The organism is Micromonospora sp. L31, assembly GCF_052068075.1.
Classification (GTDB): Bacteria; Actinomycetota; Actinomycetes; order Mycobacteriales; family Micromonosporaceae; genus Micromonospora; species Micromonospora purpureochromogenes.
Genome location: NZ_JBQHDC010000001.1, coordinates 81,958 through 108,399, shown reverse-complemented (window position 1 = coordinate 108,399; position 26,442 = coordinate 81,958). Strand labels below are relative to the sequence as shown.

Sequence of the window (26,442 nt, the reverse complement as noted above, 5' to 3'; positions counted from 1 at the left end):
TCGTCAGTGCTGCGTCCAGCTCACCGGGCGGGGGCACCGTCCGGGGGCGGGGGGAACAGGCCGCCACCGGTGCCGGTGGTCGGGGTCGGGCTGCTCGGAGTCGCGGTGGGCGGGCTCGGCTCCTGGGTGGGCTCGGGGATGGACACCTCGATGATGACCTCCCTGCCCTTGGCCAGGTTGGTTCCCGCATTCGGGCTCTGGTCGGTGACCCGGCCGGCCTCCGCCGCGGGCACCTCGTCGCCGTCGCGCACCCGCACCTTGTAGCCGGCGTCGGTCAGCTCCTTGCGGGCCTCGTCCTCGGTGAGGCCGATGACCCGCGGCACCTCGCGGATGTTGCCCAGCGAGACGGTCACGGTGATCTCCGCGCCCTCGGCCACCTTCTCACCGGACTGCGGGTCCACCGCGATGACGGTGTCCTTCTCCTTGGGACTGTCCTTGGTCTCCCGCTTGACCCGGAAGCCCTGGCCTTCGAGGGTGGTCTTGACGCTCTCGAAGGTGCCGCCCACCAGACCGGACGGGACCGTCTTGGTGGCGGGACCGCCGCACATCCGGACGGTCACTTGGCGGTTCTCCTCCAGGCTGCTGCCGGCGGCCGGAGTCTGCTCGGCGACCGTGCCCTTCTTGCAGGTGGGGCCGAAGACATCGTCCCCCAGCCCTGGCACCAGCCCGGCGTTGCGGATCTCGGTGAAGGCGGTGGCCTGGTCCTTGCCCGCCAGGTTCGGCACCTGGACCGTCTCCGGGCCGCGGTTGTTGAGCAGCAGCGCCGCCACCAGGGCGATCACCGCCAGCACGCCGACCGCGGCGAACGCGGCGATCACCCAGGCCGAACTCTTGCGCCGACCCGGGTCGCCGACCCGCGCCGGGGCCTGCTGCCGGGTCTGTGCGCCGACAACCTGCGTCGGGTACCCGCCTGCGGCGGGCGCCAGGTGCGCCGTCTCGTCCTGCGGCATGACCGGGGTGGCCAGCACCGGCCGGCCGGCGGCGGCCCGGAGCAGGTCGGCCCGCATCTCGCCGGCGCTCTGGTAGCGGTTGAGCGGGTTCTTCGACAGCGCCTTGAGCACGATCGCGTCGACCGCCGGGTTGACGTCCGGGTTGATGTCGCTCGGCGTCGGCGGGGCCTCCCGTACGTGCTGGTAGGCCACGCTCACCGGGCTGTCCCCGACGAACGGCGGGTGCCCGCAGACCAGCTCGAAGAGCACACAGCCGGCGGCGTAGACGTCGGAGCGTGCGTCCACGGACTCGCCGCGCGCCTGCTCCGGGGAGAGGTACTGCGCGGTGCCGATGACCGCGCTGGTCTGGGTCATCGTGGTCGCGCCGCTGGCCAGCGCCCGGGCGATGCCGAAGTCCATCACCTTGACCTGGCCGGTCTGGGTGAGCATCACGTTGCCCGGCTTGATGTCCCGGTGGATGATCCCGTGCCGGTGGCTGAACTCCAGCGCCGCGCACATGTCGGCGCAGATCTCCAGCGCCCGACGCGGCTGGAGCCGGCCCTCGACGCCGAGGACCTCCTTCAGCGTGCGGCCGTTGACGAACTCCATCACGATGAACGGGAGCGTCTCGCCGGTCGGCGCGGTCTCCTCGCCGGTGTCGTAGACGGCGACGATCGCCGGGTGGTTCAGCGAGGCGGCGTTCTGCGCCTCCCGGCGGAACCGCATCTGGAAGGTGGCGTCCCGGGCCAGGTCGGTGCGGAGCATCTTGATCGCGACGTCCCGGCCCAGCCGGAGGTCACGACCACGGTGAACCTCCGCCATGCCGCCGTAGCCGAGCAGCTCGCCGACCTGATACCTGCCACCGAGCAGGCGGGCCTGCGCTGTCATCGCGTTCGTCGTCCTTCGCTCGTCGTCGTCTCGCCGCCACCCGGTCGAAGCCGTTCCACCCGACGGTACGGCTTCTGGGCCAGATCGTCGCGCCCGTACGCGCTCACCGCGCCGGACGTCACGCTCAGCGGGCCGGATGCGCCGGGGTCACCGGTCAGCGCGCCCTGCCGCGCCCTGTAGGAAATCACGCCGGAGCAGACCAGGACCAGTACGGCCAGCAGGATGGCCACGGTCACCATCCCTGACCTGGAACGACGCGGCGGAACAGCAGCCGGGACCGGCTGCCGGGCGTACCCGACGGGGCGGTCGGACCGGGTGGGGGCCGGTGACCCGACCCCGCGCGGCGGCGCGGGCTGCGCGACCGGCGGCCGGGACTGCGGCCCGGCCGGGGCCGGCTGGCGCTGCGCCGCGGCGGGCGGCTGCGGCTGCCGCGCGGCGACCGGCGGGCGGGCCTGTCCGGCGGCCGGCGGGCGGTGCTGCTGGGCCAGCGCGGGCGGCCGGTGCTGCTGTCCGGCGGCCGGCACCTGGGCGCGGGCCACCGGGGCGGCCGGGGAGGCGGGCGCCCCGGAGACCGGGCCGGCGTGCCCACCGGCGCGGGCCTGCTGGGACAGCGCGAGCTTCGCCTGCCGGGCCACCGAGGCCAGCGCGGCGGCGCTGGGCCAGCGGGCCGCGGGATCCTTCGCCAGGGCCCGCTCCACGATCGCCCGGACCTGCGGCGGGATGTCGCCGGGCAGCGGCCGGGGCGCCTCCCGGACGTGCTTCATCGCGATCTCGAGCGGGTTGTCCCCGTCGAACGGACGCCGGCCGGCGAGGCACTGGTACGCCACCACGCCGAGCGCGTACACGTCGGAGGCGGGGGTGGCGACCGCGCCAGTGGCCTGCTCCGGAGAGATGTACGAGGCGGTGCCGAGCACCGAGCCGGCGGCCGTGAGCTGCCCGACCAGGTCGGAGCGGGCGATGCCGAAGTCGGTCAGCACCAGCGTCCCGTTCGGCCGGACCAGCAGGTTGCCCGGCTTCACGTCCCGGTGCACGATGCCTTTCTCGTGGGCGGCGTGCAGCGCGTCGGCCGCCTGGGCGACCAGTGCCATCGTCCGGGCCGGGGTGAGCCGGCCGACCCGGCTCAGCGTCGCCGACAGCGCGTCGCCCTCGACGTACTCCATGATCAGGAAGGCGATCTGCTGGTCGCTGCCGAAGTCGTAGACGTCGACCACGCCCGGGTGGTTGATGGTGGCCATGGTGCGCGCCTCGCCCCGGAACCGCTCGGCGAAACCGGGGTCGTCCAGCAGCGCCGGCAGCAGGCTCTTCACCGCCACCGTACGGCCCAGCACCTGGTCGGTGCCGCGCCACACGTCGCCCATGCCGCCGCTGGCGATCCGCTCGTCGAGGCGGTAGCGGTTGCCGAGCTGCACGCCGGGGTGGAGCATGTCAGCGGCCCCCGGAGTCGGCGATCGCCGCCCGCATGATCCGGCCGGCGATCCGGGCCGCCTCGGCGCTGCCGCCGCTGCCCGCCTCCTCCAGCACCACGCAGACCGCGGAGATCGGGGTGCCGTTCTTGTCGAGGGCGAAACCGATGAACCAGCCGTGGTCGGGCGTCTGCGGCCCGGACTGGGCGGTACCGGTCTTGCCGCCGACCGTGTAGCCGCTGATCTGCGCATTGGTGCCGCTGCCGCTCTGCACGACGGCGACCATCATCTCCCGCAGGTCGGCGGCGACCGTGCCATTGACCGGCTGACGCAGCGGACGCGGGTTGGCGGTGTAGTAGCTGGTGGTGCGGTCCGGCGCGAGTAGCTGCCTGACCAGGTGCGGCCGCATCTGGCTGCCGCCGTTGGCGACCGCGCCGGCGATCAGCGCGCCCTGCAACGGGGTCATCTTGACGTCGCGCTGCCCGATGGAGGACTGGGCCAGCGCGGCCGGGTCGGTGCCGCCGCCGGGGGCCTCCATCGCGCCGGTCCGGCTCGGCGCGACGGTGAGGCCGTCCTCGCCGAGCTGGCCGACGGTGAGGTCGTCCTGCTCGAAGCCGAACTGGCGGGCCTTCTCCTTGACGGTGTCCGCGCCGAGCTTCACGCCGAGCTGGGCGAAGCCGGTGTTGCACGACTCCCGAACCGCCTCGATCAGGCTGACCTGTGGCTCGGGGCAGATCGACGGGGCGGCGTTGCGGATCGGGGAACCCGAGGTGGGCGGGGTCCAGCTCGCCCCGGCCGGGATCTGGGTGCTCTTGCCGACCCCGTTCTCCAGGGCCGCCGCCGCGACGACGATCTTGAAGGTGGAGCCGGGGGGCAGCGTCTCCGACAGCGCCCGGTTCTTCAGCGGACCGTCCGGGTCCTGCTCCAGCCGGTTGTACGCCGCGGAGGCCTGGTTCGTGTCGTGGTCGGCCAGCGGGTTCGGGTCGAAGCTGGGCATCGAGACGAGCGCCTGCACCGCCCCGGTACGCGGGTCGATGGCGATCGCCGCGCCCTTCTTCACCCCGTTGTTGTTGTTGCGCAGCTGCTCGTACGCGGTGTCCTGGGCCCGCTTGGAGAGGGTGAGCAGCACGTTGCCGCCACCGGTCTCGTCGCCGGTGAACATGTCCTTGATCCGGTTGGCGATCAACGCGTCGCTGGTGCCGGCCAGGAATTCGTTCTCCACCCGCTCGATGCCGGTGTCCGCGAGGTTGACCGGCTTGTAGCCGAGCACGTGCGCGTACTTCGCCCCGCCGGGGTAGGCGCGCAGGAACTTCAGCTTGCCGCTGGTCTCCCTGCTGGTGGCGAAGGCGGTGCCGCCAGCCTCGATGTTGCCGCGCCGGCGCTCGTACTCGGCCACCTGGACCCGGCCGTTGTAGTCGCTGTTGCGGTATTCGTCGGCCTTGTAGGCCTGGATCCAGTTCAGGTTCGCGAAGAGCAGACCGAACAGGATCATGACGACGACGCCGACGCGGCGCAGGGGTGCGTTCACGGCCGGATCACCTCCGTGGGAGCACCGTGCAGCTGCTCCGGCGGGCCGCCAGCGGGTCGGGCCGCCGGGCCGGAGCCCTGGGTCACCGGGCGGCGGGCCGCGTCGGAGATCCGCAGCAGCACCGCGATGAGCAGCCAGTTGGCCATCAGCGAGGAACCACCGGCGGAGAGGAACGGCGTGGTCTGACCGGTCAGCGGGATGAGCTTGCTGATCCCGCCGACGATCACGAAGACCTGGAGCCCGAGGGTGAAGGCGAGACCGCCGGCCACCAGCTTGCCGAACGAGTCCCGGACGGCGAGCCCGGCCCGCAGTCCCCGCTCGACGATCAGCAGGTAGGTCACCAGCAACGCGGTGAGCCCGAACAGGCCGATCTCCTCGCCGATGCCGGCGAAGATGAAGTCGTTCTGCACCTCGGGGATCTCCAGCGGCTCGCCGGCACCCGGGCCGGTGCCGAAGAGGCCGCCGCTGCCCAGGCCGAGCAGGCCCTGCACCAGCTGGTAACCCCGGTCGTACGGCTCCGCGAACGGGTCCAGCCAGATCTCCGCCCGGGTGTAGAAGTTGGCGAACGGCCCGCCGACGGTGCCACCCAGGACGTACGCGAGATAGGCGCCGCCGAAGAAGAGGACCAGACCGATCAGCAGCCAGCTGACCCGTTCGGTGGCGATGTAGAGCGTCACCACGAACATGCCGAAGTACAGCAGCGAGGTGCCGAGGTCCTTCTCGAAGACCAGGACCAGGAGGCTGATCAGCCACACCACGACCACCGGACCGAGGTCCCGGCCACGGGGGAAGTCGATGCCGAGGATCCGGCGGCTGGCCAGCGAGAGCACCTCGCGCTTGCGGACCAGGTAGTAGGCGAAGAAGACCAGCAGGGCCAACTTCGCGAACTCACCGGGCTGGATGGAGAAGCCCCCGACCCGGATCCAGAGCTTGGCACCGTTGATCTCGGAGAACCGGCCGGGCAGCACCGCCGGGATCATCACCAGCACGATGCCGGCCAGACCCAGGGTGTACGCGTACCGGGAGACCGAGCGGTGGTCGCGCATCAGGGCGAGCAGCCCGGCGGCGAGGACCACCGCGGCGAGCGTCCAGGCGAGCTGCCGACCGCCGGTGCCGGCGAAGACGGCCAGCGTCTCCCGCTCGACCGGCGCCGCCTTGCTCAGGTCGAGCCGGCGCAGGAAGCCGACCCCGATCCCGTTGAGCAGGGCGACCGCCGGCAGCAGGGCCGGATCGGCGAAGGGTGCCAGCCACCGGATGACCAGGTGCATGCCGAGGAAGACCACGCCCAGCGCCGCCGCCGGCATCCAGAAGTCCGGGGTGACGGTGTCGAGCATGTTCGCCTCGACGATCGCCGCGTACGCCGCCACCAGCACCAGGGCCAGCAGCAGCAGGGAGAGTTCCGCGTTGCGCCGGGACCGGGCCAGGCGCACGCCGGGCTGCTCGCCCGTTGTGGCGGGCGAGACTGCCGGTGTGGCGGCTGCGGTCACGGATCGATCCTCGGGCTCTCAGCCGACGTTCACTCGGTCGACCGGCAGCCCGCCGGATCCACGACCGGCGGTACCGGGTCGGAGGCCGGGGCGTCGGGCGTGGTGGTCGGCGCGGGGGTGACGGTGCCGGCCGGCGGGCGGCTGGCGGTCGGGGTGGGTGGGGCCGGGCTGCCGGTCGGCGCGACCGGGGAGGCGCTCGCCGCCACGGTCGGGCTCGGCGGGCAGACCGGCTTGAGGTTGGGGTTGGCCGGGTCGTCGAGGGTCAGCTCGGCCAGCCGGCGGACCGCGTCGGGCTCGCTCTTGGCCTGGATGCCCTGCTTGACCTGCTCCTGCGCGGCGAGGGTGAGATCGTCCAGCTTGGCCTGGCTGGTCGAGTGCACGCTGGACAGGTCGAGCCCGGCGACCTGGCCGGGGACGCCACGGAAGACCGCGAGCTGCCCCTGCTCGGTCGCCCCGACGTAGTACTGCCGCTGCGTGTAGCTCCAGCCGGCGAAGAGACCGCCGCCCAGGATCACCAGCAGCGCCACCAGCATCGCCACGGTACGCAGCGGCCGGCGGCGGGGGCGATCCGGCTCGTCGTCCCGGTTGGCGGCCGGGTCCTCCGGCACCGGGGGACGCGGTGCGGAGAGCGCCGAGGCGCGGGCGGCCGGGGTGGAGACGTCGGCCGAGGTGGCCATGCCCCGGTCCCGGGACGCGGCACCGCCGACGATCGGGCTCGCCTCAACGATGTCCTGGTCGGTGGCGTCCGCGATGATCACGGTGATGTTGTCCGGGCCGCCGCCACGCAACGCGAGCTGCACCAGCCGCTCGACGCACTGCTGCGGGTCGGTGTACTCCCGCATGGTGTCGGCGATGGTGTCCGCGCTGACCACGCCGGAGAGCCCGTCGCTGCAGATCAGGTAGCGGTCACCGGGCAGCACCTGGCGGACGCTGTACTCCGGGTCGATGTCGCGACCGTCCAGGGCGCGGGTGAGCAGCGAGCGCTGGGGGTGGCTGCTCGCCTCCTCCGCGCTGATCCGGCCCTCGTCCACGAGCATCTGGACGTAGGTGTCGTCCTTGGTGATCTGCGCGAACTCACCGTTGCGCAGGAGATAGGCCCGCGAGTCACCGATGTGGACCATTCCGAGCTTGCTGCCGGAGAAGAGGGTCGCGGTGAGCGTGGTGCCCATCCCCTCCAGCTGCGGATTGGCGTCCACGGTGTCGCGGAGCTGCTGGTTGGCGGTGCCCACGGCCGAGCGCAGCGCGTCGACGAGGGCGTCCCCTGGGACGTCCTCGTCGAGCGGCGCCATGGCACCGATGACGATGTTGCTGGCGACGTCACCGGCGGCCATGCCGCCCATGCCGTCGGCGACGGCGAGGAGCCGCGGCCCGGCGTAGACGGAGTCCTGGTTTCCGTCTCGGATCAGACCGCGGTCGCTGTGGGCCGCATAGCGCAGGGTCAGAGTCATGGCCGTAATTCGAGAGAAGTGCGGCCGATCCGGATCGGCACGCCGAGGGGGACGGGGGTTGGTCCGGAGACCTTAGCGCGATCCAGGTAGGTGCCGTTAGTCGAGCCGAGGTCCTCGACGAACCACTGCCCGTCGCGCGGCACGAGCCGGGCGTGCCGCGCGGAGGCGTAGTCGTCGGTGATGACGAGGGTGGAGTCCTCGGCCCGTCCGATGGTGATCTGTGCTTCGCCGAGGGTGATCCGGGTGCCGGCGAGCTGGCCGGCGGTGACCACCAACTGGTGCGCGGCCCTGCCCCGCTTCACCTTCGCCGGCTTCGCCGCCTGGCCGGTGGAGGCGCCCACCGCGCGTGGCGCGGCCACCAGCCGGCCCGACCGGGCTCCTGCGAAGAGGTCGCGGCGGATCACGCCGACCACCGTGAACACGAAGATCCACAGCAGGATGAGGAACCCGAACCGGGCGACGGTGATGACGAGCTCCGGCAAGGCGCGTCAGCCGTCCACGCGGAAGGTCAGGGTGGTCGTGCCGAGCTGGATCATGTCGCCGGGGTTGAGGGCGACCGCGGAGACGCGCTGGCCGTTGACCATCGTGCCGTTGGTCGACCCGAGGTCGGTCAGCACGACCTGCCCGCCGTCGAAGTCCAGCCGGGCGTGTCGCCGGGAGATCCCGACGTCCGGCAGGCGCAGGTTGGCCTGGTCGCCGCGACCGATCACCGTCGACCCCATCTGGAGCGGGTAGGTGCGGCCGTCACCGGAGACCAGCCGGACGTTGCGGGCGCCGGCGCCGTGTCCCGGCGGCGGGCCGTATCCCCCGCCCTGGTCGTACGCGGGGTACGCCGGCGGGCCGGCGTCGTAGCCACCGGGCGCGGAGACCGGGGCGACCTCGCCACCGGTGTAGACCTCGGCGGTGACCCGGAACATGCCGGTGTCCAGTCCCTCGCCGCGCTCGATCTCGACGATCACGTCGCCGTAGACCGTCCACGCCTGCTCGCCGATGAACTCCGCCTGCGACTGGGCCAGCTCCTGGGCCAGCGCGGCGGCGTACGGCGCCAGCCGACTGTGGTCGTACGGCGAGAGATCGATCACGTAGCGGTTGGGCACCAACGTGCGCCCACCGGCCAGGATGGCCTTGTGCGCCTCGGCCTCCCGCTGCATGGCGTTGAGGATCTCCACGGGGTGGACCACCCCTTTGAAGACCTTGGCGAAGGCCCCCTCGACCAGGCCTTCCAGACGCTTCTCGAAGCGTTGCAGCACGCTCACCGGCTCCTCCTCGGGTCCCGAGGACATGATGGTATCCGGCCGGCGCGCATGCAGCTCGCGCGCCGCTCGGCGGGCGCGTGCCGGCCCGTTCGGAAGGGGCCCTCCGGGCGTGCTAATGTTTCGTCCGCCGAGGCGGTGACCGCTCCACGGAGCGTAACCAGTCGAGGCGATGACGCAGGACACGTAGGCCCGCTGGCGACAGCGGGATCAGCACCAGCTACAGTGTTCGAGGTCAAGCCACGGGGAAGTGGCGGAATGGCAGACGCGCACGGTTCAGGTCCGTGTGTCCGAAAGGACGTGGGGGTTCAACTCCCCCCTTCCCCACCAGATCGACGAGGGCTCCGCAGCTTGCGGGGCCCTCGACTCGTATCGGAGCGTGCCGGACGTCACGCTATGCTCCGAGGGTTTCCCAGCCTCCTACTGACCAGGAGTGGCGTGTGAGTGTCGCGTTGGTGACCGGGTCGGGCGGTCTGATCGGGTCCGAGGCGGTCCGGCACTTCGCCGGTCTCGGCCTGGACGTGGTCGGTATCGACAACGACATGCGGCAGGAGTTCTTCGGCGCCGAGGCGTCGACCGCGTGGAACGTCCGGCGGCTCGCCGACGAGCTGGGGTCCGCGTACTCGCACCACAGCATCGACATCCGGGACCGGGATTCACTGGCGAAGCTCTTCGCGCGCTACGGCCGGGACATCGCCGTGGTGATCCACACCGCCGCGCAGCCCTCGCACGACTGGGCGGTGCGCGATCCCTTCACCGACTTCGACGTGAACGCCGGCGGCACCCTCAACGTGCTGCAGAACGTGCGCGAGCACTGCATCGAGGCACCGGTGATCCACTGCTCGACCAACAAGGTCTACGGCGACCGCCCGAACAGCCTGCCCCTGGTGGAGCTGGAGACCCGGTGGGAGATCGAGGCGGGCCACCCGTACGAGCAGGGCATCCGCGAGGACATGTCGATCGACGCCTGCCTGCACTCGGTCTTCGGCGCCTCCAAGGTCGCCGCCGACGTGATGGTGCAGGAGTACGGCCGGTACTTCGGCATGAAGACCGCCTGCTTCCGGGGCGGCACGCTGACCGGCCCGGCGCACTCCGCGACGGAGCTGCACGGCTTCCTCGGGTACGTGATGCGGGCGAACATGGAGCGCCGCACGTACAAGATCTTCGGCTACCAGGGCAAGCAGGTCCGGGACGCCATCCACAGCTCGGACGTGGTCTCCGCGTTCGAGGCGTTCTTCCGCAACCCGCGCTCGGCGGCCGTCTACAACCTGGGCGGCGGCCGGCACTCCAACACCTCCAACCGCGAGGCGTTCACGCTGGCCGAGCAGATCACCGGCCGGGAGATGGTCACCGAGTACGTCGAGGCGAACCGGATCGGCGACCACAAGTGGTGGATCGGCTCGAACGAGGCCTTCCAGGCGGACTACCCGGACTGGAAGCAGGTCTACGACGTACCGATGATCATGCGGGAGATCTACGAGGCCAACGTCGACAAGTGGGTGCCACAGGCATGACCGGCAAGGGCAAGCGGAACGTCCTGGGCGTCCTGGTCGACGCGACCGACTACGCCTCGGCGACCGAACAGGTGGTGGCCGCCGCGCACGAGCGCCGGCCGCTGGCGCTGACCGCGCTGGCCGTGCACGGCGTGATGACCGGGGTGCTCGACCCGGCGCACAACGCCCGGCTGAACTCCTTCGACGTGGTCACCCCCGACGGCCAGCCGGTCCGCTGGGCGCTCAACCTGCTGCACCACGCCGGCCTGGCGGACCGGGTCTACGGCCCGACGCTGACCCTGCACGTGCTGCGCCGCTTCGCCGAGGAGGGGCTGCCGGTCTACCTCTACGGCTCCACCGAGGAGACGCTGGCCCGGCTGATCCCGGCGCTGGAGCGGATGTTCCCCGCGCTCAAGATCGCCGGGGTGGAGCCGTCGAAGTTCCGCGCGGTCCAGCCGGGCGAGGACGTGGAGATCGCCGACCGGATCCGGGCCAGTGGGGCCCGGCTCGTCCTGGTCGGCCTGGGCTGCCCGCGCCAGGAGGTCTTCGCGTACGCGATGCGGCCGCTGCTGGACATGCCGCTGATGGCGGTCGGCGCGGCCTTCGACTACCACGCCGGCCTGCTCAAGCAGCCGCCCGCGTGGATGCAGCGGGCCGGGCTGGAGTGGTTCTGGCGGCTCGGCCTGGAGCCGAAGCGGCTCTGGCGCCGGTACGTCATCCTCAACCCGGCGTACCTGACCCGCCTCGCCGGGCAGAAGACCGGCCTGTGGAAGGCGCAGCCCCCGGCGCCGGCCACGGAACGCCCGGCCACCTTCTCGGTCTGACCCGCGCAGCCGCGCCACCCGGCAGGTCCGCGGAGCCGGCGGGCCCGGCCAGGCATGGTGCGGGGCCCCTTCCGGTCGGAAGGAGCCCCGCGGCGAGGGTGCGTCAGAGGGTCAGGGTCCAGGTGTTGAGGTAGCCGGTGTCGCCCGAGTAGACGTCGCGCACCTGGAGCCGCCAGGTGCCGTTCGCCGCCTCCGACGAGAGGTTCGCGGTGTAGGTGGCGTTGACGTTGTCGGCACCGTCGAAGAAGCTGCTGTTCTTCAGCCGGTACGCGGAGCCGTCCGGGGCGACCAGGTCGATGACCAGGTCACCGCGGTAGGTGTGGACGATGTTCACCGCGACGGTCGACGCCGACGAGGCGTTGCGGCCACACCCGGAGATCACGATCGAGCTGGACACGGTGGCACCGGTGTCCGGGATCGCGACGTCCGTGCCGTTGCTGCCGGAGCAGCCACCACCACCCGAGCCGGTCACCGTCAGCGAGTACGTCGCCGTACGGGTGCCCGACGCGGCCGTGCCCGTGACGGTGACGGTGTACGTGCCGGGCGGGGTGCTCGCCGAGGTGGCGATCGTGAGCGTGGACGAGCCGCCCGAGGTGACCGTCGACGGGTTGAACGAGGCGGTCGCGCCGGCCGGCAGGCCGCTGGCGGAGAGGCTGACCGACTGCGCGGAGCCGTTGGTGGTGGCGGTGGCCACGGTGGCGGTCACCGACCCGCCCGGGGCGGTGGAGCCGGAGGTCGGCGACACCGAGACCGAGAAGTCGTTGGTCGGCGGGGTGGTGCCGTTGTCCACGTAGAGCAGTCGGTTCGGGGTCCCGGTGCCCACGTTGGTCACCACGTTCGGAGTCGCGGCGTTGACCAGGTTGTCGCGAACCTGCTGCGGGCTCCACGACGGGTTGGCCGAGAGGACGAGCGCCGCGGCGCCGGCGACGTGCGGCGACGCCATGGAGGTGCCGCTGATGGTGTTCGTCGCGCTGTTGCCGGTGTACCAGGCGGAGGTGATGTTGACGCCCGGGGCCAGGATGTCGACGCAGGTGCCGAAGTTGGAGAAGCTCGCGGCGGCGTCGTTGTTCTGGGTGGCACCGACCGTGATCGCCGAACCGACCCGGGCCGGGGAGTAGTTGCAGGCGTTCTGGCGGTTGCCGAAGATGTCGCCGTTGCCGGCGGCGACGGCGTAGGTGATGCCGGAGTTGATGGAGTTGGTGACCGCCGTGTCGATCGAGCTGTTGGCGGAGCCGCCGAGGCTCATGTTCGCCACGGCCGGCTTCACCGCGTTCGCGGTCACCCAGTCGATGCCCGCCACGACCTGGGCGTTGGTGCCGCTGCCCTGGCAGTTCAGCACCCGGACACCGACGATCTGCACGCCCTTGGCCACGCCGTACGAGGAGCCGCCGACGGTGCCCGAGACGTGCGTGCCGTGGCCGTTGCAGTCGTCGGCGGAGCCGCCGTCCACCGCGTCGAAGCCGGAGACCGCCCGGCCGCCGAAGTCGTTGTGCCCGTACAGCACGCCGGTGTCGATGACGTAGGCGCGCACGTTGGACGCCGTGGTCGGGTAGGTGTACGAGCTGTTCAGCGGCAGGTTGCGCTGATCGATCCGGTCCAGGCCCCAGGAGGGCGGGTTGGCCTGCGTGCCGAAGATGGAGACGGTGTGGTTCTGTTCGACGTACGCCACCGCGGGGTCGGCGGCGATCCGGGCCGCCGCCGTCGCGCCGACCTTGACCTCGAAGCCGCGCAGCGCGGCGGTGTAGGTGCGGGCGACCTGGCCGCCGTGCCTGCCGACCAGCCGTTGGGCGTTGTCACCCACCCGGCTCCGGCCGACGGCGCTGTCCTTGAAGACCACGATGTAGCTGTCCGGCACGGCGGTGGCCCCACCCGCTTCCCGGATCACCCCGACGGGCTCGGCGGCCATGGCGGGTGCGGCGGTTGCCAACATCGCCAGGGTGGCCACCCCCACGAGTGCGGACCTGTGTGAAAGACCCATCTCCCTACCTCCCTCCGACCGGCAGCCGACCGTCCACCCGCGAATCCGAGGTTGATCGATGGTTGCCGATCCACATGAGGGTAGATCGGTGAGGTCCGGGAGTTAAACATGTCGAAGCGTCCATAACGTCGGCGAGATGCCCCTACGGGTGAGCTAGGGGGCGAACCGGGGGCCGGCCCCGGATTCGCCGACCGCCGAACTGGAGAAGGCTGAGCACATGGATGGCCATCTCATCGTTCTGCTGCCGATCGCCGCGGTCTGGCTGGCCGCCGGTGTGGTGGCGGACCGACTGCCCCGGCTGGACCACGCCCGCGCACTCCGCCGGCGTACCGGATGGTTGCTCGCTCTGACCCTGACCGGCCTCGGCCTGACGGCGGCGGTGCTGGCGGTCGGCCTGACCAGTGCCGGCGCGACGCCGGTCGACCGGGCCGCCGCCGGGCTCGGCCTGGCCGCCGGCCCGGCGCTCGCCGTCGCGGTCTGCACGGTGCGGCGGCTGCGCCGGCTCCGGGCCGGCGCCGGCGCGTTCGCCACCGCGCCGGAGACGCCGGCGCCGCACGGCCTGCGGGCCGCCGGGGCGCATCCGCTGATCGGCCTGCCGGTGCAGGTCACCGCGCTGGCCACACTGCCGCCGGTGCTGTCGGCCGCGGGGCTGGACCTCGCCGCCGACCCCCGCCTGACCGGACCGGCCGTCACCCTGGGCGGTCTCGCGGTCATCGCGATCGGGGTACGCCTGGCGCTCCGCCACAGCCGGCTCGCCGAGCGGGCGTTACCGGAGGCGGCGGCGACCTCAGCGCGTGCGGCTCGGCCCCTGCACGTATAGCAGCTCCAGGATCGCCCGGGTCGCCTCGAACCAGCGGTCCAGCCAGCCGGGCGGCGGCACGCTGCCCTTCGGCGGCAACTCCATCAGCAAGCCGCGCAGCAGCGGGTGGTCGACCAGCGACTCGCTCGGCTCCAGCGGCCACCCGGCCGGCGGGAACGAGGGCTCGGTCAGCGGGTTCGGGTCGAGCGAGGGCAGCGTCAGCGGCGGCCCGGCCTGCTCTGGCGCGGCCGACCCGGCGTCCCGCCCGCCGACCTCGCTGTCGGTGGACACGACCTCGGTGAGCACGGTGTCCCGGCGCGCGCCGCGGTACTTGCCGCCGAAGCGCTCCGACTTGCCCGGGCCGTTGGTGAGGTTGTCTGAACCGATCGTCGTCATCCGTCTCGCCTGCCTCGCTCGGTTTCCGATCCGTGCGGCGGGTTGTCGACCAGCGCCGTATCGAGGGGTTCAACGAGACGGAACGCAACTGGCGACGGGCCGGCCGGAGGGATCCCCGGCCGACCCGTCGTCAACGCCACGTTGCGTCGATCAGTGCTGGACGAACCCGCCGCTCCGTGTCCGGGTGACGAAGGCGTGCCAGTCTCCCGGAGCGAAGACCAGGGCCGGGCCCGTCTTGTCCTTCGAATCCCGAACGCCGACCGCCCCGGTCACGTACGCCACCTCGACGCAGTTGTCGCAGTTCGGCCCGCTCTTCGAGCTCTTGAACCACGTCGCGTGCCTCAGGTCCACGGGGAACTCCTTGGTCGCCATTTCCACAGCGGCTCCTCTACCAGTTTCGCGATGTGAGCTATGGATTCCTCCGGGCGAATGGCCGCTGCTCGAATGTGATCGAAGATGAAGCTGTACTTCTGCAGTTCGTCGCTCTTCTCCAGGAAGAGCCCACCCGTGGCGTTCTCCGCGTACACGACATCGGGATCACTCGGTTCGGGGAAGCTGAGAATGGTGAAGGTGCCGTCCATGCCGGCGTGCGCGCCCACCTCGAAGGGCAGGACCTGAAGCGTCACGTTCGGCAGTTCCGCCACTTCCACCAGCCGCTGGAGCTGGCCACGCATCACCGCGTCGCCGCCCACCGGCCGGCTCAGCACCGCCTCATCGAGCACCACCCACAAATCGACCGGATCGTCCTGGGTCAACAACGACTGACGGCCCAGACGGACACGCACCCGTTGCTGCACCTGGTCGACGGTGAAGTCCGGGCGGGCCGCCCGGATCATTGCCCCGGCGTACTCCTCGGTCTCCAGCAGGCCCGGGACCACCTGCTGTTCGTACGCCCGGATCGAGCTGGCCGCTGCCTCCAGGCCGACGTACGCCCCGACCAGCACGGTGCTGTAGGGGTGCCACCAACCCTTCTGCCGGGCCTCCCGAGCGATCTGCACGAGCTCGTCGCTCTCGACGCCCACCACGCCGTAGATCCGCAGCATGTCGCGGACGTCCCGCGGGGTCGCGGAGGTGTGGCCGGTCTCGATCCGGGAGATCTTCGACGCCGAGCACTCGAGCTGCTCGGCGACCGTCTCGATGGTTATCCCCGCCGCCTCGCGCTGGCGGCGCAGTTCGGCGCCCAGCCGGCGGCGCCGGATGGTGGGGCTGCGCCGCTCGCTCACCGCGGCACCCCGCGGCTCACCGGGTGGTGGTCCCCGTTCCTCGCGCTCACCCGGTTACCTCCCGGTGGCTCGCGCCTGCGTCGACACCCGCCGAGGCGCGACAGACGAACGGCGGGCGATCGTTCGCGGCAGGGGTGGTGCCGGTCGTCGACCGGCCGCGTCGGGCGAAACCGGCGTCCAGTGTGCCGGTCCGGGGTCGGCGTCATCAAGCGCCTCGTTCACGTGTCGCGCTCGCGTATCGGCAAAAGTCGACGTGCAACTTGCATGTCGCACGTCGCTGATGCACTCTGTCCGTATGGCTCGGGTTACTCACCGTCTCCCCACGCTTCCCCCGTCCGGCGACGACACCGGCGGCGGGTCGACGGCCGGGCGACCCGGTCCAGCTGCGACGACGAGACCTGCCCCGGGGTGATGACCTTGCCGCTGCACGCCCGACGGCTGCGGCGGCGGGTGCGGTAACCGGGAGCAGCACGGTGATGGTCGGGTGGCGGTCCGCCACCAGCGGGTACGGCCCGACCACCGCCACCGATCCACCGGGCGGCGGGGCACGACCCCGGCACCGGGCCCAGAAACCCTTCCCCCGACAACCCTCCGGTCCGGCACCGCCGGCCATATCCTCCCCAGGAGCCCATGTGCTTCCCCGCTCCGGTGACGTACTGCACGTGACTCGCGCGGCGAGTGTCCAGTTCATCCGACCCATCACGTTCCGGGTCATCCGGGTGCTCGACTGGCCCACCTACGACGGTTGGCTCTGGCTCGACGGTTACGAGTTGAACGCGGCGGGGGACGCGGTCAACCGACGGTCGATCTTCGTACAGGAGGCCGGTCTCCGGCAGCTCCAGACGGCGCCCGTGCCGCGCCAGCACACCGTACGGACCCGACGGACGATCAACCGCGCACCGGTGGCGGTGGGCTGACCTCCGCCATTACCCGGTCGGGGGGCGTGCCGTCGCCATAGACTCGGTACGCCCACCCCGGCAAAGTTCACCACCCCGCGCGTCCCGGACCCTGAACCTGGGATGGCCATGGTCAATATGCCCGCCGCGCGGCGGCACCACAGGTCCCGTATCGGTTACGCCTTCGGGCTGCTGGCGCTGGTCGGCGCCGTCACCACCCTCGTGGTGGTGGTGCGCTATCCGGCCGAATCGGCGACTCGGCTGGCCGAGCCGGTTCCTGCTCCCGAGATCACCGTGGTCGAGCAGAACTCACCACCTCCCGGCGTGGCCGGGTACCCCGGCTACGAGGACGACTCCGACTACCCAGCGGACCTCGCCGCACCCGACGACCACCGGTACGGCGACACCGCACCGGGTCCCGAGGCGAACGCCTCGGAGGATCCCGCCAGCGGCGCCGGATCCCGGCCCGGCACCGGCGGCGACGAGGCGGCCCTGGCCGGCTCGTCCACAGCCGACGCCCGGCAGGCCCTCAGCCAGTCGCTCTTCTACTCCGGCCTGCTCGGCCTGACCATCTCCCTGGCCGGGCTGGGACTGGTCGGCACGCGACGCCGGATGTGGTGAGCCGACAGCCTCCTAGCCGGTGGGGGTGACCTCGGGCGTCGGCTCGACCGTCCGGGTCGGGGAAGCCGTCGGCGACGGTGCGGCGGCCACCACCAACGTCACCCGGTCACCGGCGTCGACCAGCTCACCCGCCTCCGGGTTGGTCTCGATCACGGTGCCCGGCGGCTGCTCCGACGACTCCCGCGTCCGCACCCGGTACGACAGGTCGAGCCGGTCCAGGATCCGCTCGGCCGACGCCCGCGGCAGCCCCACCAGGGGCGGCACCGGGATCTGGGCGGCCGCTGTGGTGGCCGGCGTGCTGGGCGCCTCGGTGGTCGGGGCGGCGGTGGTCGCAGCCGTGGTCACCGGCGCGCTGGTCGGCACCGGCGGCGAGGGTTCCTCGTCCCGCTCGTCGGCCGCCCGCAGCACCAGCCAGATCCCCGTGCCGAGGGCGGCGAGCAGCAGCAGCGCCAGGATGCCCAGCAGGATCGGCATCCACCAGCGGCGTCCACGCTGCTCCTCGCCGTACCACTCGACCGGCTCCCGGTAGTCGGCCGGACGCGGCGGTGGCACCCCGGCCCGCCCGGACCAGACGGGCGGCGCGGCCGGCACGGTCTGCTCCCCGGCACCGGTCGGGGGCAGCGGCCGGGTCGCGTCCAACGGCTCGTGCCGGGCAGTCGCGTCCAAGGGTGCGGGTGTGCCCGGCGGCTGTCCGTCGCCGGCACGGGGCTGCGGGCGGGTCCGGTCGTCATCGGAGGGCAGCGGGCGGGTCGCGTCGTCGGCGGGCTCCTGGCGGTCGTCGCTCATCGCACGTCCTCTCCCACCGGGGCAGGCGTCGTGGCCCTCGACGGTCCACGGTAACGGTCGGGATCACCAGCCGCCGGGATCGGCGCGGCGTCCGCCCGTGCCTACTCCTCGCCGCCGCAGGAGATGGCGACCTCGTCGTTCCAGTGCCGGGTCACGTCGGGCTCCGGATCCTGGGAGCGGACCTTGCCGACCCGGCCCGTGCGATAGCGCGGGTAGAAGCCGCGCTCGACGATCGTCGCGGCGGCGTCGGCGCAGTCGTAGTCGTCCAGATCGGGCACCTCCGCCTCCGGTGCCGGACCGGCGACGTACACCTTGACGGTGGTGCCGTGGCTGACCCGGGTGCCGGGGGCGGGGTCCAGGCGCTCGACCTTCTCGCCCAACCCGGTGCCGAAGATCAACCGCCACCCCAGCTTCCGGTCCCGCAGGTCGCTGCGTACCCCCTCGAAGCCGTCGCCGACCAGGTCGGGGACGGTCACGTACCCGGTGGGGGGTTTGCTCGGCGGGGCGGGCGCGGAGGTCCGGGGGGTCGTCGGTGCGACGGTCGCCGGCTGCGCCGCCGGTGACGGGGCGGCCGAGGTCGGGGCGGGTGCCGAGGTCAGGGCGGTCGACGCGGCCGCGGCCGGCGGATCGGTGGAGGACGGCTCGTCCGGCCCGGCCAGCACCCAGCCGGCGGTCGCACCCACGGTGGCCAGCAGGACGAAGGCCAGCCCGCCGCCGATCAGCAGCGGGGCGCGACCCCGCGGCCCCGGCTGTGGAGTGTCCAGAAGGGTGTGTCCGTCGCTCATCGCACTCTCCGCCTCGTCACCAGCGACCGTACCGGGCGATGCCAAGCCGTCACCGCACGTCGTCCCCGTCGTCACACGGCTCGCCGCGCCGAGCAGGGGACGCTACGCTCCCCGGCATGGCCAGACTGGGCTGGGGAGGATCGGTCGCCACCGCGGTCGGCGTCGCTGCCGGCGTGGGTGCGGCACAACTGGGTTTCGCCTACGGGCTGGGCGTCATCGACTGGGCAGCGACCGAGCCCGCCGCTGCCGGCGCCGCCTGGTACGCCAGCCTCGCCTGGGCGACCTGGATCGCGGCCGTCTCCACCATCGCCGGGGCCGTCTGCGCCCAGCGGCTGGAGGAGCGGGGACACGACGGCGAGGCCGCGCCGGGCGGCACGCTGCGCCGGCTGACCCTGGCCGTGGCCGGCGCGGTGGGTGCGCTGATCACGGTGCTGCTGGTGGCCGTGCCCGCCCGGGCGGCGACCGTGCCCGACACCTTCTCGCCACAGAGCCTGGCCGCCGGGTACGCGGCGGTCGGCGTGCTGGTCGGGCTGCTGACCGCGATCTGGGCGCTGCACACGCGGGCCGTCGCGACCAACGTGATCGCCACGGTGGGCTGGATCTGGCTGCTCGCCGTGGTGTCGGTCGCGGACGGGGTGCTGGCGGGACGCGGGTTGACCAGCGCCCAGCTCGGGATCTGGCAGATCAGCACCGACAGCGCCCGGTTCTGGCTGCGGGACTACGTCTACTGGCCGGGGGTGCTGCTGGCCGCCGGTTCGGCGCTGCTGATCGGCGCGCTGGCCGCGCGGCGTACCGCCCGGGTGGCGGAGCGTCGGCTCGGCGCGGCCGTGTCCGGTGCGGCGGGTCCGCTGCTCGTCGCGGTCGCCTACTTCGTCGCCGTGCCCCGGCTGGCCGAGGTCACCCCCGCGCAGGTCTCGGCGCACTTCGTCGCACCGTACGCGGTCCTCGTCGGCGCGGCCGGCTCGGTGCTGGTGGCCGCGCTCGCCCAGCGCGCCGACCGGCGCGCGGCCGCTCGCCCGGCGATGGTGCCCCGACAGCGCACCGGCGACCTGAACGACGGCGGATTCGCCGGCGACCTCGCGTCGGCCGGCGAGCCCTTCGACACCCTCGGCCGGGCCGGCGCGACGCGTCGGGCCGCCGGCCCGACGGGCGACTTGGAATCAGGCACGGCGACCCGACCATCGGTCGGCACGGCGACCACGACCGCCACCCGACCGGACGGGACAGGGCTCGCCGATCCGCTCGCCGGGACGGACCCGGCCCCGGGCGACACCCGGCCGGACGGGACCGGCCGCCCGGACGACGGCTCGCCCGCCACCGGCACCGGACGGACCCGACCGGCCCGCCGCGGCCGGGCCACCCCTCCCGTCCGGGAGTCCGGGGCGCAGTCGACGACCTCGACCGACGAGACCGCGCCCGACCCGACGCCGGAGACCGTCGACCCCTCGGACGCGTCACCCGCCACCGCCCCCCGGACCCGCCCGTCCCGCCGCCCCCGCTGACCCCTCACTCGCGCCCCCACCCGACGCAATTTCCCGGAAGAGTGGCTATCCAACGCGGAACAGCCACTCCTTCCGGGAAAGTGCAGCGCCAGGGAGGCCCGGTGAGGAGGGGCTGGGTCAGTCGACGGGCCAGGTGTGGACGGGTTCGTTGCTGCGCTGGAGTTCGGCGTAGCGGCGGGCCATGTGGTGCAGCGCGGCCTCGCGGTCCATGCCCCGGTGCCGCTCGGCCGCCCAGACCGCCTCGGTCTGCCAGACCGCGCCGTTGCGGCCGGTACGGCAGCGCTGCTCGATGACGCCGAGCAGCCGGTCCCGCTCGGCCGGGTCGACGCCGAACCGGTCCAGCCCGGTCGCCGCCGTCGGCAGCAGCGTGTCGAGGACCAGCTTGGCCACCGGCACGTCCCCGAGGCGGGGCCAGTGCAGGACGGCGTCCATGCCGCGCCGGGCGGCGGCGTGGAAGTTCTCCTCGGCCGAGCTGAAGGTGAGCTGACTCCAGATCGGGCGGTCCGACTCGGCCAGCCCGCGGGCCAGCCCGAAGTAGAAGGCGGCGTTGGCCAGCATGTCCACCACGGTCGGGCCGGCCGGCAGCACCCGGTTCTCCACCCGCAGGTGGGGGCGACCGTCCATGATGTCGTAGACCGGCCGGTTCCAGCGGTAGACCGTGCCGTTGTGCAGCCGCAGCTCCGAGAGCTGGGGCACCCCGCCGGCGTGCAGCACCGCCACCGGGTCCTCGTCCGCACAGATCGGCAGCAGCGGCGGGAAGTACCGGACGTTCTCCTCGAACAGGTCGAAGATCGAGGTGATCCAGCGCTCGCCGAACCACACCCGGGGTCGTACGCCCTGGGCCTTGAGTTCGTCGGGGCGGGTGTCGGTGGCCTGCTCGAAGAGGGCGATCCGGGTCTCGGCCCAGAGCTGCCGCCCGTAGAGGAAGGGGGAGTTCGCGCCGATCGCGACCTGGACGCCGGCGATCGCCTGGGAGGCGTTCCAGTAGTCGGCGAAGCTGTCCGGCGCGACCTGGAGGTGGAACTGGAGGCTGGTGCAGGCCGCCTCGGGGGCGATCGAGTCGGTGTGCGTCTGGAGCCGTTCCACGCCCCGGATGTCCAGTTCGATGTCCTCGCCCCGGGCGCCGACGATCTGGTCGTTGAGCACCCGGTAGCGCTCGTTGGTGGAGAGGTTGTCCACCACCAGGTGCCGCTCGGTGAGCGTGGGCAGGATGCCGACCAGGACGATCCGGGCGTCGGACTTCGCCGCCCGCTCGTCGGCGCGGGTCAGGCTGCTGCGCAGGTCGGCCTCGTACTCGGCGAACCCGCTGCCCTCGATCAGCCGGGGCGCGGCGTTCAGTTCGAGGTTGAACTGGCCGAGTTCGGTCTGGAAGAGCGGGTCGGCGATGGCGGCCAGGATCTCCTCGTTGCGCATCGCCGGCTCGCCCGCCGAGTCCATCAGGTTGAGCTCGATCTCCAGGCCGGTCATCGGCCGGTCCGCGTCGAAGCCGAAGTCGTCCAGCATCAACGCGAAGACGTCCAGACTGCGCCGAACCTTCTGCCGGTAGCGGACCCGGTCTTCCCGGGAGAAGGCGCCCTGCTCGACGTCCCTACCCATGTGCCCTCCCGGCGCGAGGCGCGCGGGACCGTGTCGTCCCGCCCGCGTTGTGAACAACCACGGTAAGAGCGCCACCTCGCCAGGGCCAGTGGCCCAACGAATACGCGCTGTGGCCCTCTCTACCCAGCGGCCACCGCGGGCACCGGCGCGGCTGACGAATAATTCGTGACAATTTGCACCCGGAGACGGAGCGAGGCCCCTGCTCAGGAGAGCAGGGGCCTCGCCGGGTGGGGTCCGCAGGGATCATGCCTGGCGGACGGCCTCACCCTCGATCTCGATCTTGATCTTCTTGCCGACCAGCACGCCGCCGGTCTCCAGCGCCACGTTCCAGGTCAGACCGAAGTCCTCCCGGTCGATCTCGGTGCTCGCGGAGAAGCCGAAGATGTCCTGGCCGAACGGGCTGCGGCCGACGCCCTCGAACTCGACGTCCAGCTCCACCGACCGGGTGACACCCTTGATGGTGAGCTCGCCGAGCAGCACGAACTCGTTGCCGTCCCGGGACTTCACACCGGTGCTGCGGTACTCCAGCGTCGGGAAGACCTCGGCGTCCAGGAACTCCGGGCTGCGCAGGTGGGCGTCCCGGTCGGCCTGGGCGGTGTTGATGCTGGCGGCCTGGATGGTGGCGGTGACCGAGGACTGCATGGGGTCCTCGGCGATGGTGATGGTGGCCGAGGCGTCGGCGAACTCACCGCGTACCTTGCTGACCATCATGTGCCGGGCGACGAACCCGACCCGCTTGTGAGCCGCATCCAGCAGGTAGGTGCCGGCGGTAGGGACGGTGAGGCCCTCCCAGTCGCGGGTAACCGACTCGGTGCTGGTCATGGTGCGTCCTCCAGGGAAGAGATTGTTTAGAAGCCCAACGACTGACGAAGCAACTATAGTCGCAGCAATATTCCCCGTGTCAAGCACTGTTAGGATGGCCAGGTGAATCAGAACGTGTTCGACGACCCCCGGATCACCGCCGTCGGCCTCCTCGTCGAGGCGTACGCCGGGCTGTCGGCCCGGTTCGCCGACCAGTACGAGGAGCACGGCCTCTCCGCCGTCGAGTTCGAGGTGCTGATGCGGCTCGCCCGGTCCCCCGGGCACCAGCTGCGGATGACCGACCTGGCGGCACAGACCTCCCTGTCGACCAGCGGGGTGACCCGCGTGGTGGACCGGATGGAACGCGACGGCCTGCTGTGCCGAAGTGCCTGCCCGTCCGACCGCCGCAGCTCGTACGCGGTGGTCACCCCGTCGGGGCTGAAGCGCCTCGACGAGACCCTCCCCGGTCACCTGCGGATCATCGAGCAGTGGTTCACCGGCCAGCTCGAACCCGCGGCGCTGGCGGCGATGCTCGACGGCCTGCGCCGGGTGCGGGACGCCGTCCACCCGGGGGCGACCGCCGGCAGCACCGAGCCGGCCCCCGCCAACGAACCGGCGGCCTGACGCCGGCACCCCGCCTCGCGCTACCGGCAGAACCACCGGCAGAACTGGCCACGCCGGCCCGGACAACCCAGTGAAGTCCCGCAAAGCGGACGCCAGGGGTGGCTAGCCTTCGTCGAGTGCGGGGGGAGCACCTGGGGGGGTGCCGGCGCGAGCGATTGAGCGAGGGGAATCACCAGGGGGCTTCTTCGCTCGCGCCTCCCCGCCCCCGCTGCCGCGCCCCAGGTAGCGATCGCTTCGCCGGTCAGGCGTACCCGGCGCCCGCCGTGACGAGGCCACCGAGGAGATCCGCAAACACACCCGCGGCTAGTGCGTCGACCACTCGCGTTCGCCGGGTGGTCAGGCCAACCCTCGCTCGCCAGCCGCGCAGGGGCCGGGTCGCGTGGACGAAGCCCGGGTCTCAGCCGACCGGCCGGAGCCCGCGAAGCAGATCCTGCTCGTACGGCAGTAGGCGGATCCCGCTCTCCCGGCAGGCCCGGTCCAGACGGTCCAGCACGGCCGGGTCGCCCGTGCTCGCCGCCAACCCCACCAACGCCTCGACCACGTCCCGGCGGTACTGACCGTCGACACCGGCCTCCACCGCCGCCCCGAACCACTCCGCGGCCAGCTCCCGGTCGCCCCGGTGCAGCGCCACCGTCCCCTCGATCAGGGCGACGATCCCCTCCTCCGGCTGCGGGGTCGCCACCGCCGTGCCCGCGCGCCCCTGCCCCACCGGCCACCCGAGCCGGCCCGACCCGGATGGCGACGGCACCACAGCTCCCGGCGACACCGGCCCGGAGCGGGCCGCGACCACACCGTCCGGCAGCGCGGATCCGGACGGGACCAGGTCGCGGCGCGACGGGGAGGCGACCGCCGGCGGCCCGTCGACCGGGACCGCCGGACCGGGGAGCGGCACCGGGCGCGCCTCCGCCCGCAGCTCGGCCAGCACGTCGACGGCCTCGTCCAGCCGACCGTCCCCGGCCAGCGCCAGGCCGACCGTGCCGAGCACCCGACGACGGTGTCCCGGGTCGCCCAGGTCCGCCAGCGCACCGGCGACCCGGCGGCCCTGCTCCACCGCCTCGGCGTACCGGCCCTGGAGGCGGGCCACGTCGGCCAGGTTGGCCCGGGCCAGCAGCCGCAGCCGCCGTTCGTCGCACTGGGCGGCCAGTCGGTCGACGATGGCCAGCCGCCGCCGGGCGCCGGTCAGGTCACCGAGGCGGATCTCGTGCCAGGTGAGGTTGTTCTGGGCGACCGCCATGTCGCGGATCCGGCCGTGCTGGGTGGCCAGCGCCAGCACCGCCTGCGCCTGCTCGCGCCCCTCGTCGTGCTCGCCGGTGGCGACGAGCAGCGCGCAGAGCACCGTACGGGCTTCCAGTTCACCGGTGACCTCGCCGTGTGCGGCGAAGACGTCGAGCGCGGCGCGGGCCGCCGGCAGCTCCTGCGCCCCCGCGCCGTGCTCGGCGGCGAGCCGGGCCACCCCGAGCAGCGCCCAGGCCCGCAGCACCGGGTCGGCGTCGGCGGTACGCGGGTCGGCCAGCAGCCGGCGCAGCCACTGCCGCCCGGAGACGTCCCGCCCCCGCAGCCGCCACCAGCGGGTCAGCGCCGCCGCCAGCCGCAGCGCGGTCAGCGGGTCGTCGGTGGCGGCGTGCGCCAGGGCGGCGCTGATGTCGCTGGTCGCCTCGTCGAGCTGGCGTACGGCGGCGGGCAGTTTCGCCCCGACCAGATCCGGTGCCGTCCGGGTGACCAGCCGGGCCACGACGACGGCGTGCCGGCGGCGGATCGCGGTCAGCTCGCCCAGGCCGGCGGCCCGCTCGACGGCGAAGTCCCGGACCGCGTCGAGCAGCCGGAACCGGAACGGACCGGCCCCCCGGACGCTGACCAGCCCCAGCTCCACCAGCCGGTCCAGCAGCGGAACCGGGTCGACGACGACCGCGCCGTCCCGGTCAACCTCGTCGGCCAGCAGCTCCTCGGCCAGCTCCACCGACCAGCGGTTGCCGAACGCGGAGAGTCGGCGCACCGCCGCGCGCTCCGAGGCGGCGAGCAGCCGGTAGCTGGTGGCCACCGCCTCGCGCAGGGTCACCGCCACCGCCGTCCGCGCGCGGCCCGACCCCGCCGGCTCGGCGGCCTCCCAGCCACGTCGACCCAGGTCGGGGCTGGCCAGGTCGAGAACCCGGTCGCCGTACCGGTCGAGCAGTTCGTCGAGGTCGAGGATGCGGCCCCGGGCCGCCATCAGCTCGATCGCGAGCGGCAGCCCGCCGAGCCGGCGCACCAGCGCGGCCAGGGCGGGCAGCTCCCGCGGGTCGGGCGGCTCGGGGCGGACCCGGGCGAGTCGCGCGGCGAAGAGCGCCGCCGCCGGGTAGCGGGCCAGGTCGGCGGCGTCCACCACGTCGGCCGGGGGCACGTCCAGCGGCGCCACCGGACGGACCAGTTCCCCGGGTACGCCCACCGGGTGCCGCCCGGTCACCAGCACCCGCAGGCTCGGCACCGCGTCGGTGAGCTGCCGCAACGCCTCGGCCAGCGGGTCCGGGGCGCGCTCGGCCGCGTCCACCAGCAGCAACGCCGGCCGGTTGCGCAGCCGGACGGCCAGGTCGGGCAGGCGGGCCGCGCCGAGCACGGCGCTCATCGCGGCCAGCACGTCGGCGGCGTCGGAGCCCTCGCCGACGAGCACGCCGGCCACTCCGCCGGAATACGCGGTGACGACCTCGTGCGCCACCGCCAGGGCCAGCGCCGTCTTGCCCACGCCGGCCAGCCCGACCAGGGTCACCACCCGCGGCCAGTGGCCCGTGGTGAGCAGCGCGGCGAGGTCGGCCAGGTCCCGCTCCCGCCCGATCAGCTCGACCGGGGGCGGCAGCGCGATCGGCGTACCTGCGGGGTGGGGTTCACCGGGCGCGGACCCGGCGGCCGGCGCGCGGCCCGGGTCCGCGGCGACGGCCGGGACGGTGACCCGTCCACGGGCGGTGGTGAGGAAGGCGGCGCGCGGCCCGTCGGTGAGGCCGAGCGCGTCGGCGAGCAGCTCCACGGTGGTGCGCTGCGGCCGGCTGGACCGGCCGCGCTCCAGGTCACGGACGGTCCGCACGCCGATTCCGGCCCGCTGGGCCAGCTCGGCCTGGGTGAGACCGGCCCGGAGCCGATGCCCCCGCAACAGCTCCGCCAGCGGGGTACGACCACCCGGCGCCAGCTGGTGATCATGAGCCGGTGTCATGGCC

Annotated in this window: 23 protein-coding genes and 1 tRNA gene; 8 read left to right on the top strand and 16 right to left on the bottom strand. The window is 72.9% G+C overall.

What is annotated here, in order from left to right:
* Positions 1-20 precede the first annotated feature (20 nt).
* Genes pknB through ACTMS9_RS00490 form a run of 7 tightly spaced genes read right to left on the bottom strand, consistent with a single transcriptional unit; the run spans position 21 to position 8,966 of the window.
* Entirely contained in the window at positions 21-1,817 is a 1,797-nt protein-coding gene (gene pknB, locus ACTMS9_RS00520) for a Stk1 family PASTA domain-containing Ser/Thr kinase (protein ID WP_441143548.1), read from the bottom strand.
* Positions 1,814-3,241 (bottom strand): protein kinase domain-containing protein, encoded by a 1,428-nt coding sequence (locus ACTMS9_RS00515; RefSeq protein WP_441143550.1) that lies wholly within the window; start codon positions 3,239-3,241, stop codon positions 1,814-1,816. The genes pknB and ACTMS9_RS00515 overlap by 4 nt, the downstream gene beginning before the upstream one ends.
* Position 3,242: 1 nt before the next feature.
* A complete protein-coding gene (locus ACTMS9_RS00510) occupies positions 3,243-4,748 on the bottom strand; it encodes a peptidoglycan D,D-transpeptidase FtsI family protein (protein ID WP_441163851.1) in 1,506 nt (501 codons plus the stop codon).
* Positions 4,745-6,235: an FtsW/RodA/SpoVE family cell cycle protein gene (locus ACTMS9_RS00505; protein ID WP_280838938.1), complete on the bottom strand. Its 1,491-nt coding sequence runs from the start codon at positions 6,233-6,235 to the stop codon at positions 4,745-4,747. Before ACTMS9_RS00505 ends, ACTMS9_RS00510 begins: the two co-directional genes overlap by 4 nt.
* Before the next feature lie 29 nt (positions 6,236-6,264).
* Entirely contained in the window at positions 6,265-7,683 is a 1,419-nt protein-coding gene (locus ACTMS9_RS00500) for a BofC C-terminal domain-containing protein (protein ID WP_441143554.1), read from the bottom strand.
* Positions 7,680-8,165: an FHA domain-containing protein FhaB/FipA gene (locus tag ACTMS9_RS00495; RefSeq protein WP_210777645.1), complete on the bottom strand. Its 486-nt coding sequence runs from the start codon at positions 8,163-8,165 to the stop codon at positions 7,680-7,682. The genes ACTMS9_RS00500 and ACTMS9_RS00495 overlap by 4 nt, the downstream gene beginning before the upstream one ends.
* A gap of 6 nt (positions 8,166-8,171) precedes the next feature.
* Positions 8,172-8,966: an FhaA domain-containing protein gene (locus tag ACTMS9_RS00490; RefSeq protein ID WP_154940880.1), complete on the bottom strand. Its 795-nt coding sequence runs from the start codon at positions 8,964-8,966 to the stop codon at positions 8,172-8,174.
* Positions 8,967-9,180: 214 nt separating this feature from the next.
* On the opposite strand from ACTMS9_RS00490, the gene ACTMS9_RS00485 reads away from it, so the two are divergent.
* The 3 genes from ACTMS9_RS00485 (at position 9,181) to ACTMS9_RS00475 (ending at position 11,253) form a co-directional block, all read left to right on the top strand.
* Positions 9,181-9,266: transfer RNA gene (locus tag ACTMS9_RS00485), tRNA-Leu, on the top strand.
* Between the two features lie 110 nt (positions 9,267-9,376).
* The gene (locus tag ACTMS9_RS00480; protein WP_350797345.1) at positions 9,377-10,450 is read left to right on the top strand and encodes an NAD-dependent epimerase/dehydratase family protein; all 1,074 of its coding nucleotides are present in this window, start codon (positions 9,377-9,379) and stop codon (positions 10,448-10,450) included.
* Complete coding sequence (locus tag ACTMS9_RS00475; RefSeq protein ID WP_088964318.1) at positions 10,447-11,253, top strand: WecB/TagA/CpsF family glycosyltransferase; 807 nt, start codon at positions 10,447-10,449, stop codon at positions 11,251-11,253. The genes ACTMS9_RS00480 and ACTMS9_RS00475 overlap by 4 nt, the downstream gene beginning before the upstream one ends.
* A gap of 103 nt (positions 11,254-11,356) precedes the next feature.
* Here the strand turns inward: ACTMS9_RS00475 and ACTMS9_RS00470 are convergent, their stop codons facing one another.
* Positions 11,357-13,231, bottom strand: coding sequence for a S8 family peptidase (locus tag ACTMS9_RS00470; protein ID WP_441143559.1), 1,875 nt, complete (start codon positions 13,229-13,231; stop codon positions 11,357-11,359).
* A gap of 217 nt (positions 13,232-13,448) precedes the next feature.
* Between ACTMS9_RS00470 and ACTMS9_RS00465 the strand changes: the two genes are divergently transcribed.
* Positions 13,449-14,051 carry a hypothetical protein gene (locus ACTMS9_RS00465; RefSeq protein WP_441143561.1) on the top strand — a complete coding sequence of 201 codons (603 nt, stop codon included), beginning with the start codon at positions 13,449-13,451 and terminating at the stop codon, positions 14,049-14,051.
* On the opposite strand, the gene ACTMS9_RS00460 is transcribed toward ACTMS9_RS00465, so the two are convergent.
* The 3 genes from ACTMS9_RS00460 to ACTMS9_RS00450 form a co-directional block, all read right to left on the bottom strand.
* On the bottom strand, positions 14,019-14,426 hold the full coding sequence (locus ACTMS9_RS00460) for a hypothetical protein (RefSeq protein WP_441143563.1): 408 nt from the start codon (positions 14,424-14,426) through the stop codon (positions 14,019-14,021). The genes ACTMS9_RS00465 and ACTMS9_RS00460 overlap by 33 nt on opposite strands.
* A 150-nt stretch (positions 14,427-14,576) precedes the next feature.
* Positions 14,577-14,798: a DUF397 domain-containing protein gene (locus tag ACTMS9_RS00455; RefSeq protein ID WP_210777652.1), complete on the bottom strand. Its 222-nt coding sequence runs from the start codon at positions 14,796-14,798 to the stop codon at positions 14,577-14,579.
* The gene (locus ACTMS9_RS00450; RefSeq protein ID WP_210777653.1) at positions 14,768-15,649 is read right to left on the bottom strand and encodes a helix-turn-helix domain-containing protein; all 882 of its coding nucleotides are present in this window, start codon (positions 15,647-15,649) and stop codon (positions 14,768-14,770) included. The genes ACTMS9_RS00455 and ACTMS9_RS00450 overlap by 31 nt, the downstream gene beginning before the upstream one ends.
* Before the next feature lie 632 nt (positions 15,650-16,281).
* On the opposite strand from ACTMS9_RS00450, the gene ACTMS9_RS00445 reads away from it, so the two are divergent.
* Together ACTMS9_RS00445 and ACTMS9_RS00440 are read left to right on the top strand one after the other, a co-directional pair.
* Positions 16,282-16,566 carry a hypothetical protein gene (locus ACTMS9_RS00445; protein WP_357613005.1) on the top strand — a complete coding sequence of 95 codons (285 nt, stop codon included), beginning with the start codon at positions 16,282-16,284 and terminating at the stop codon, positions 16,564-16,566.
* A 102-nt stretch (positions 16,567-16,668) separates the two neighbouring features.
* The gene (locus tag ACTMS9_RS00440) at positions 16,669-17,166 is read left to right on the top strand and encodes a hypothetical protein (RefSeq protein ID WP_441143566.1); all 498 of its coding nucleotides are present in this window, start codon (positions 16,669-16,671) and stop codon (positions 17,164-17,166) included.
* Positions 17,167-17,178: 12 nt separating this feature from the next.
* Here ACTMS9_RS00440 and ACTMS9_RS00435 read toward each other — a convergent pair whose 3' ends face one another.
* Entirely contained in the window at positions 17,179-17,952 is a 774-nt protein-coding gene (locus ACTMS9_RS00435) for a PASTA domain-containing protein (RefSeq protein ID WP_441163850.1), read from the bottom strand.
* A 101-nt stretch (positions 17,953-18,053) separates the two neighbouring features.
* Positions 18,054-18,737 carry a PASTA domain-containing protein gene (locus ACTMS9_RS00430; protein WP_441143570.1) on the bottom strand — a complete coding sequence of 228 codons (684 nt, stop codon included), beginning with the start codon at positions 18,735-18,737 and terminating at the stop codon, positions 18,054-18,056.
* Between the two features lie 116 nt (positions 18,738-18,853).
* Between ACTMS9_RS00430 and ACTMS9_RS00425 the strand changes: the two genes are divergently transcribed.
* Positions 18,854-20,239, top strand: a complete 1,386-nt coding sequence (locus tag ACTMS9_RS00425; protein WP_441163849.1) for a hypothetical protein — start codon at positions 18,854-18,856, stop codon at positions 20,237-20,239.
* 117 nt (positions 20,240-20,356) lie between these two features.
* Here the strand turns inward: ACTMS9_RS00425 and ACTMS9_RS00420 are convergent, their stop codons facing one another.
* Both ACTMS9_RS00420 and ACTMS9_RS00415 read right to left on the bottom strand, forming a co-directional pair.
* The gene (locus tag ACTMS9_RS00420) at positions 20,357-21,835 is read right to left on the bottom strand and encodes a glutamate--cysteine ligase (protein WP_441143573.1); all 1,479 of its coding nucleotides are present in this window, start codon (positions 21,833-21,835) and stop codon (positions 20,357-20,359) included.
* A 243-nt stretch (positions 21,836-22,078) separates the two neighbouring features.
* Positions 22,079-22,657, bottom strand: a complete 579-nt coding sequence (locus tag ACTMS9_RS00415) for a YceI family protein (RefSeq protein WP_441143575.1) — start codon at positions 22,655-22,657, stop codon at positions 22,079-22,081.
* Positions 22,658-22,759: 102 nt separating this feature from the next.
* Here ACTMS9_RS00415 and ACTMS9_RS00410 point away from each other — a divergent pair, with 102 nt between their 5' ends.
* Positions 22,760-23,260, top strand: a complete 501-nt coding sequence (locus ACTMS9_RS00410; RefSeq protein ID WP_441143577.1) for a MarR family winged helix-turn-helix transcriptional regulator — start codon at positions 22,760-22,762, stop codon at positions 23,258-23,260.
* Positions 23,261-23,657: 397 nt separating this feature from the next.
* Here ACTMS9_RS00410 and ACTMS9_RS00405 read toward each other — a convergent pair whose 3' ends face one another.
* Positions 23,658-26,438, bottom strand: a complete 2,781-nt coding sequence (locus tag ACTMS9_RS00405) for an ATP-binding protein (protein ID WP_441163848.1) — start codon at positions 26,436-26,438, stop codon at positions 23,658-23,660.
* Between the last annotated feature and the right edge of the window lie 4 nt (positions 26,439-26,442).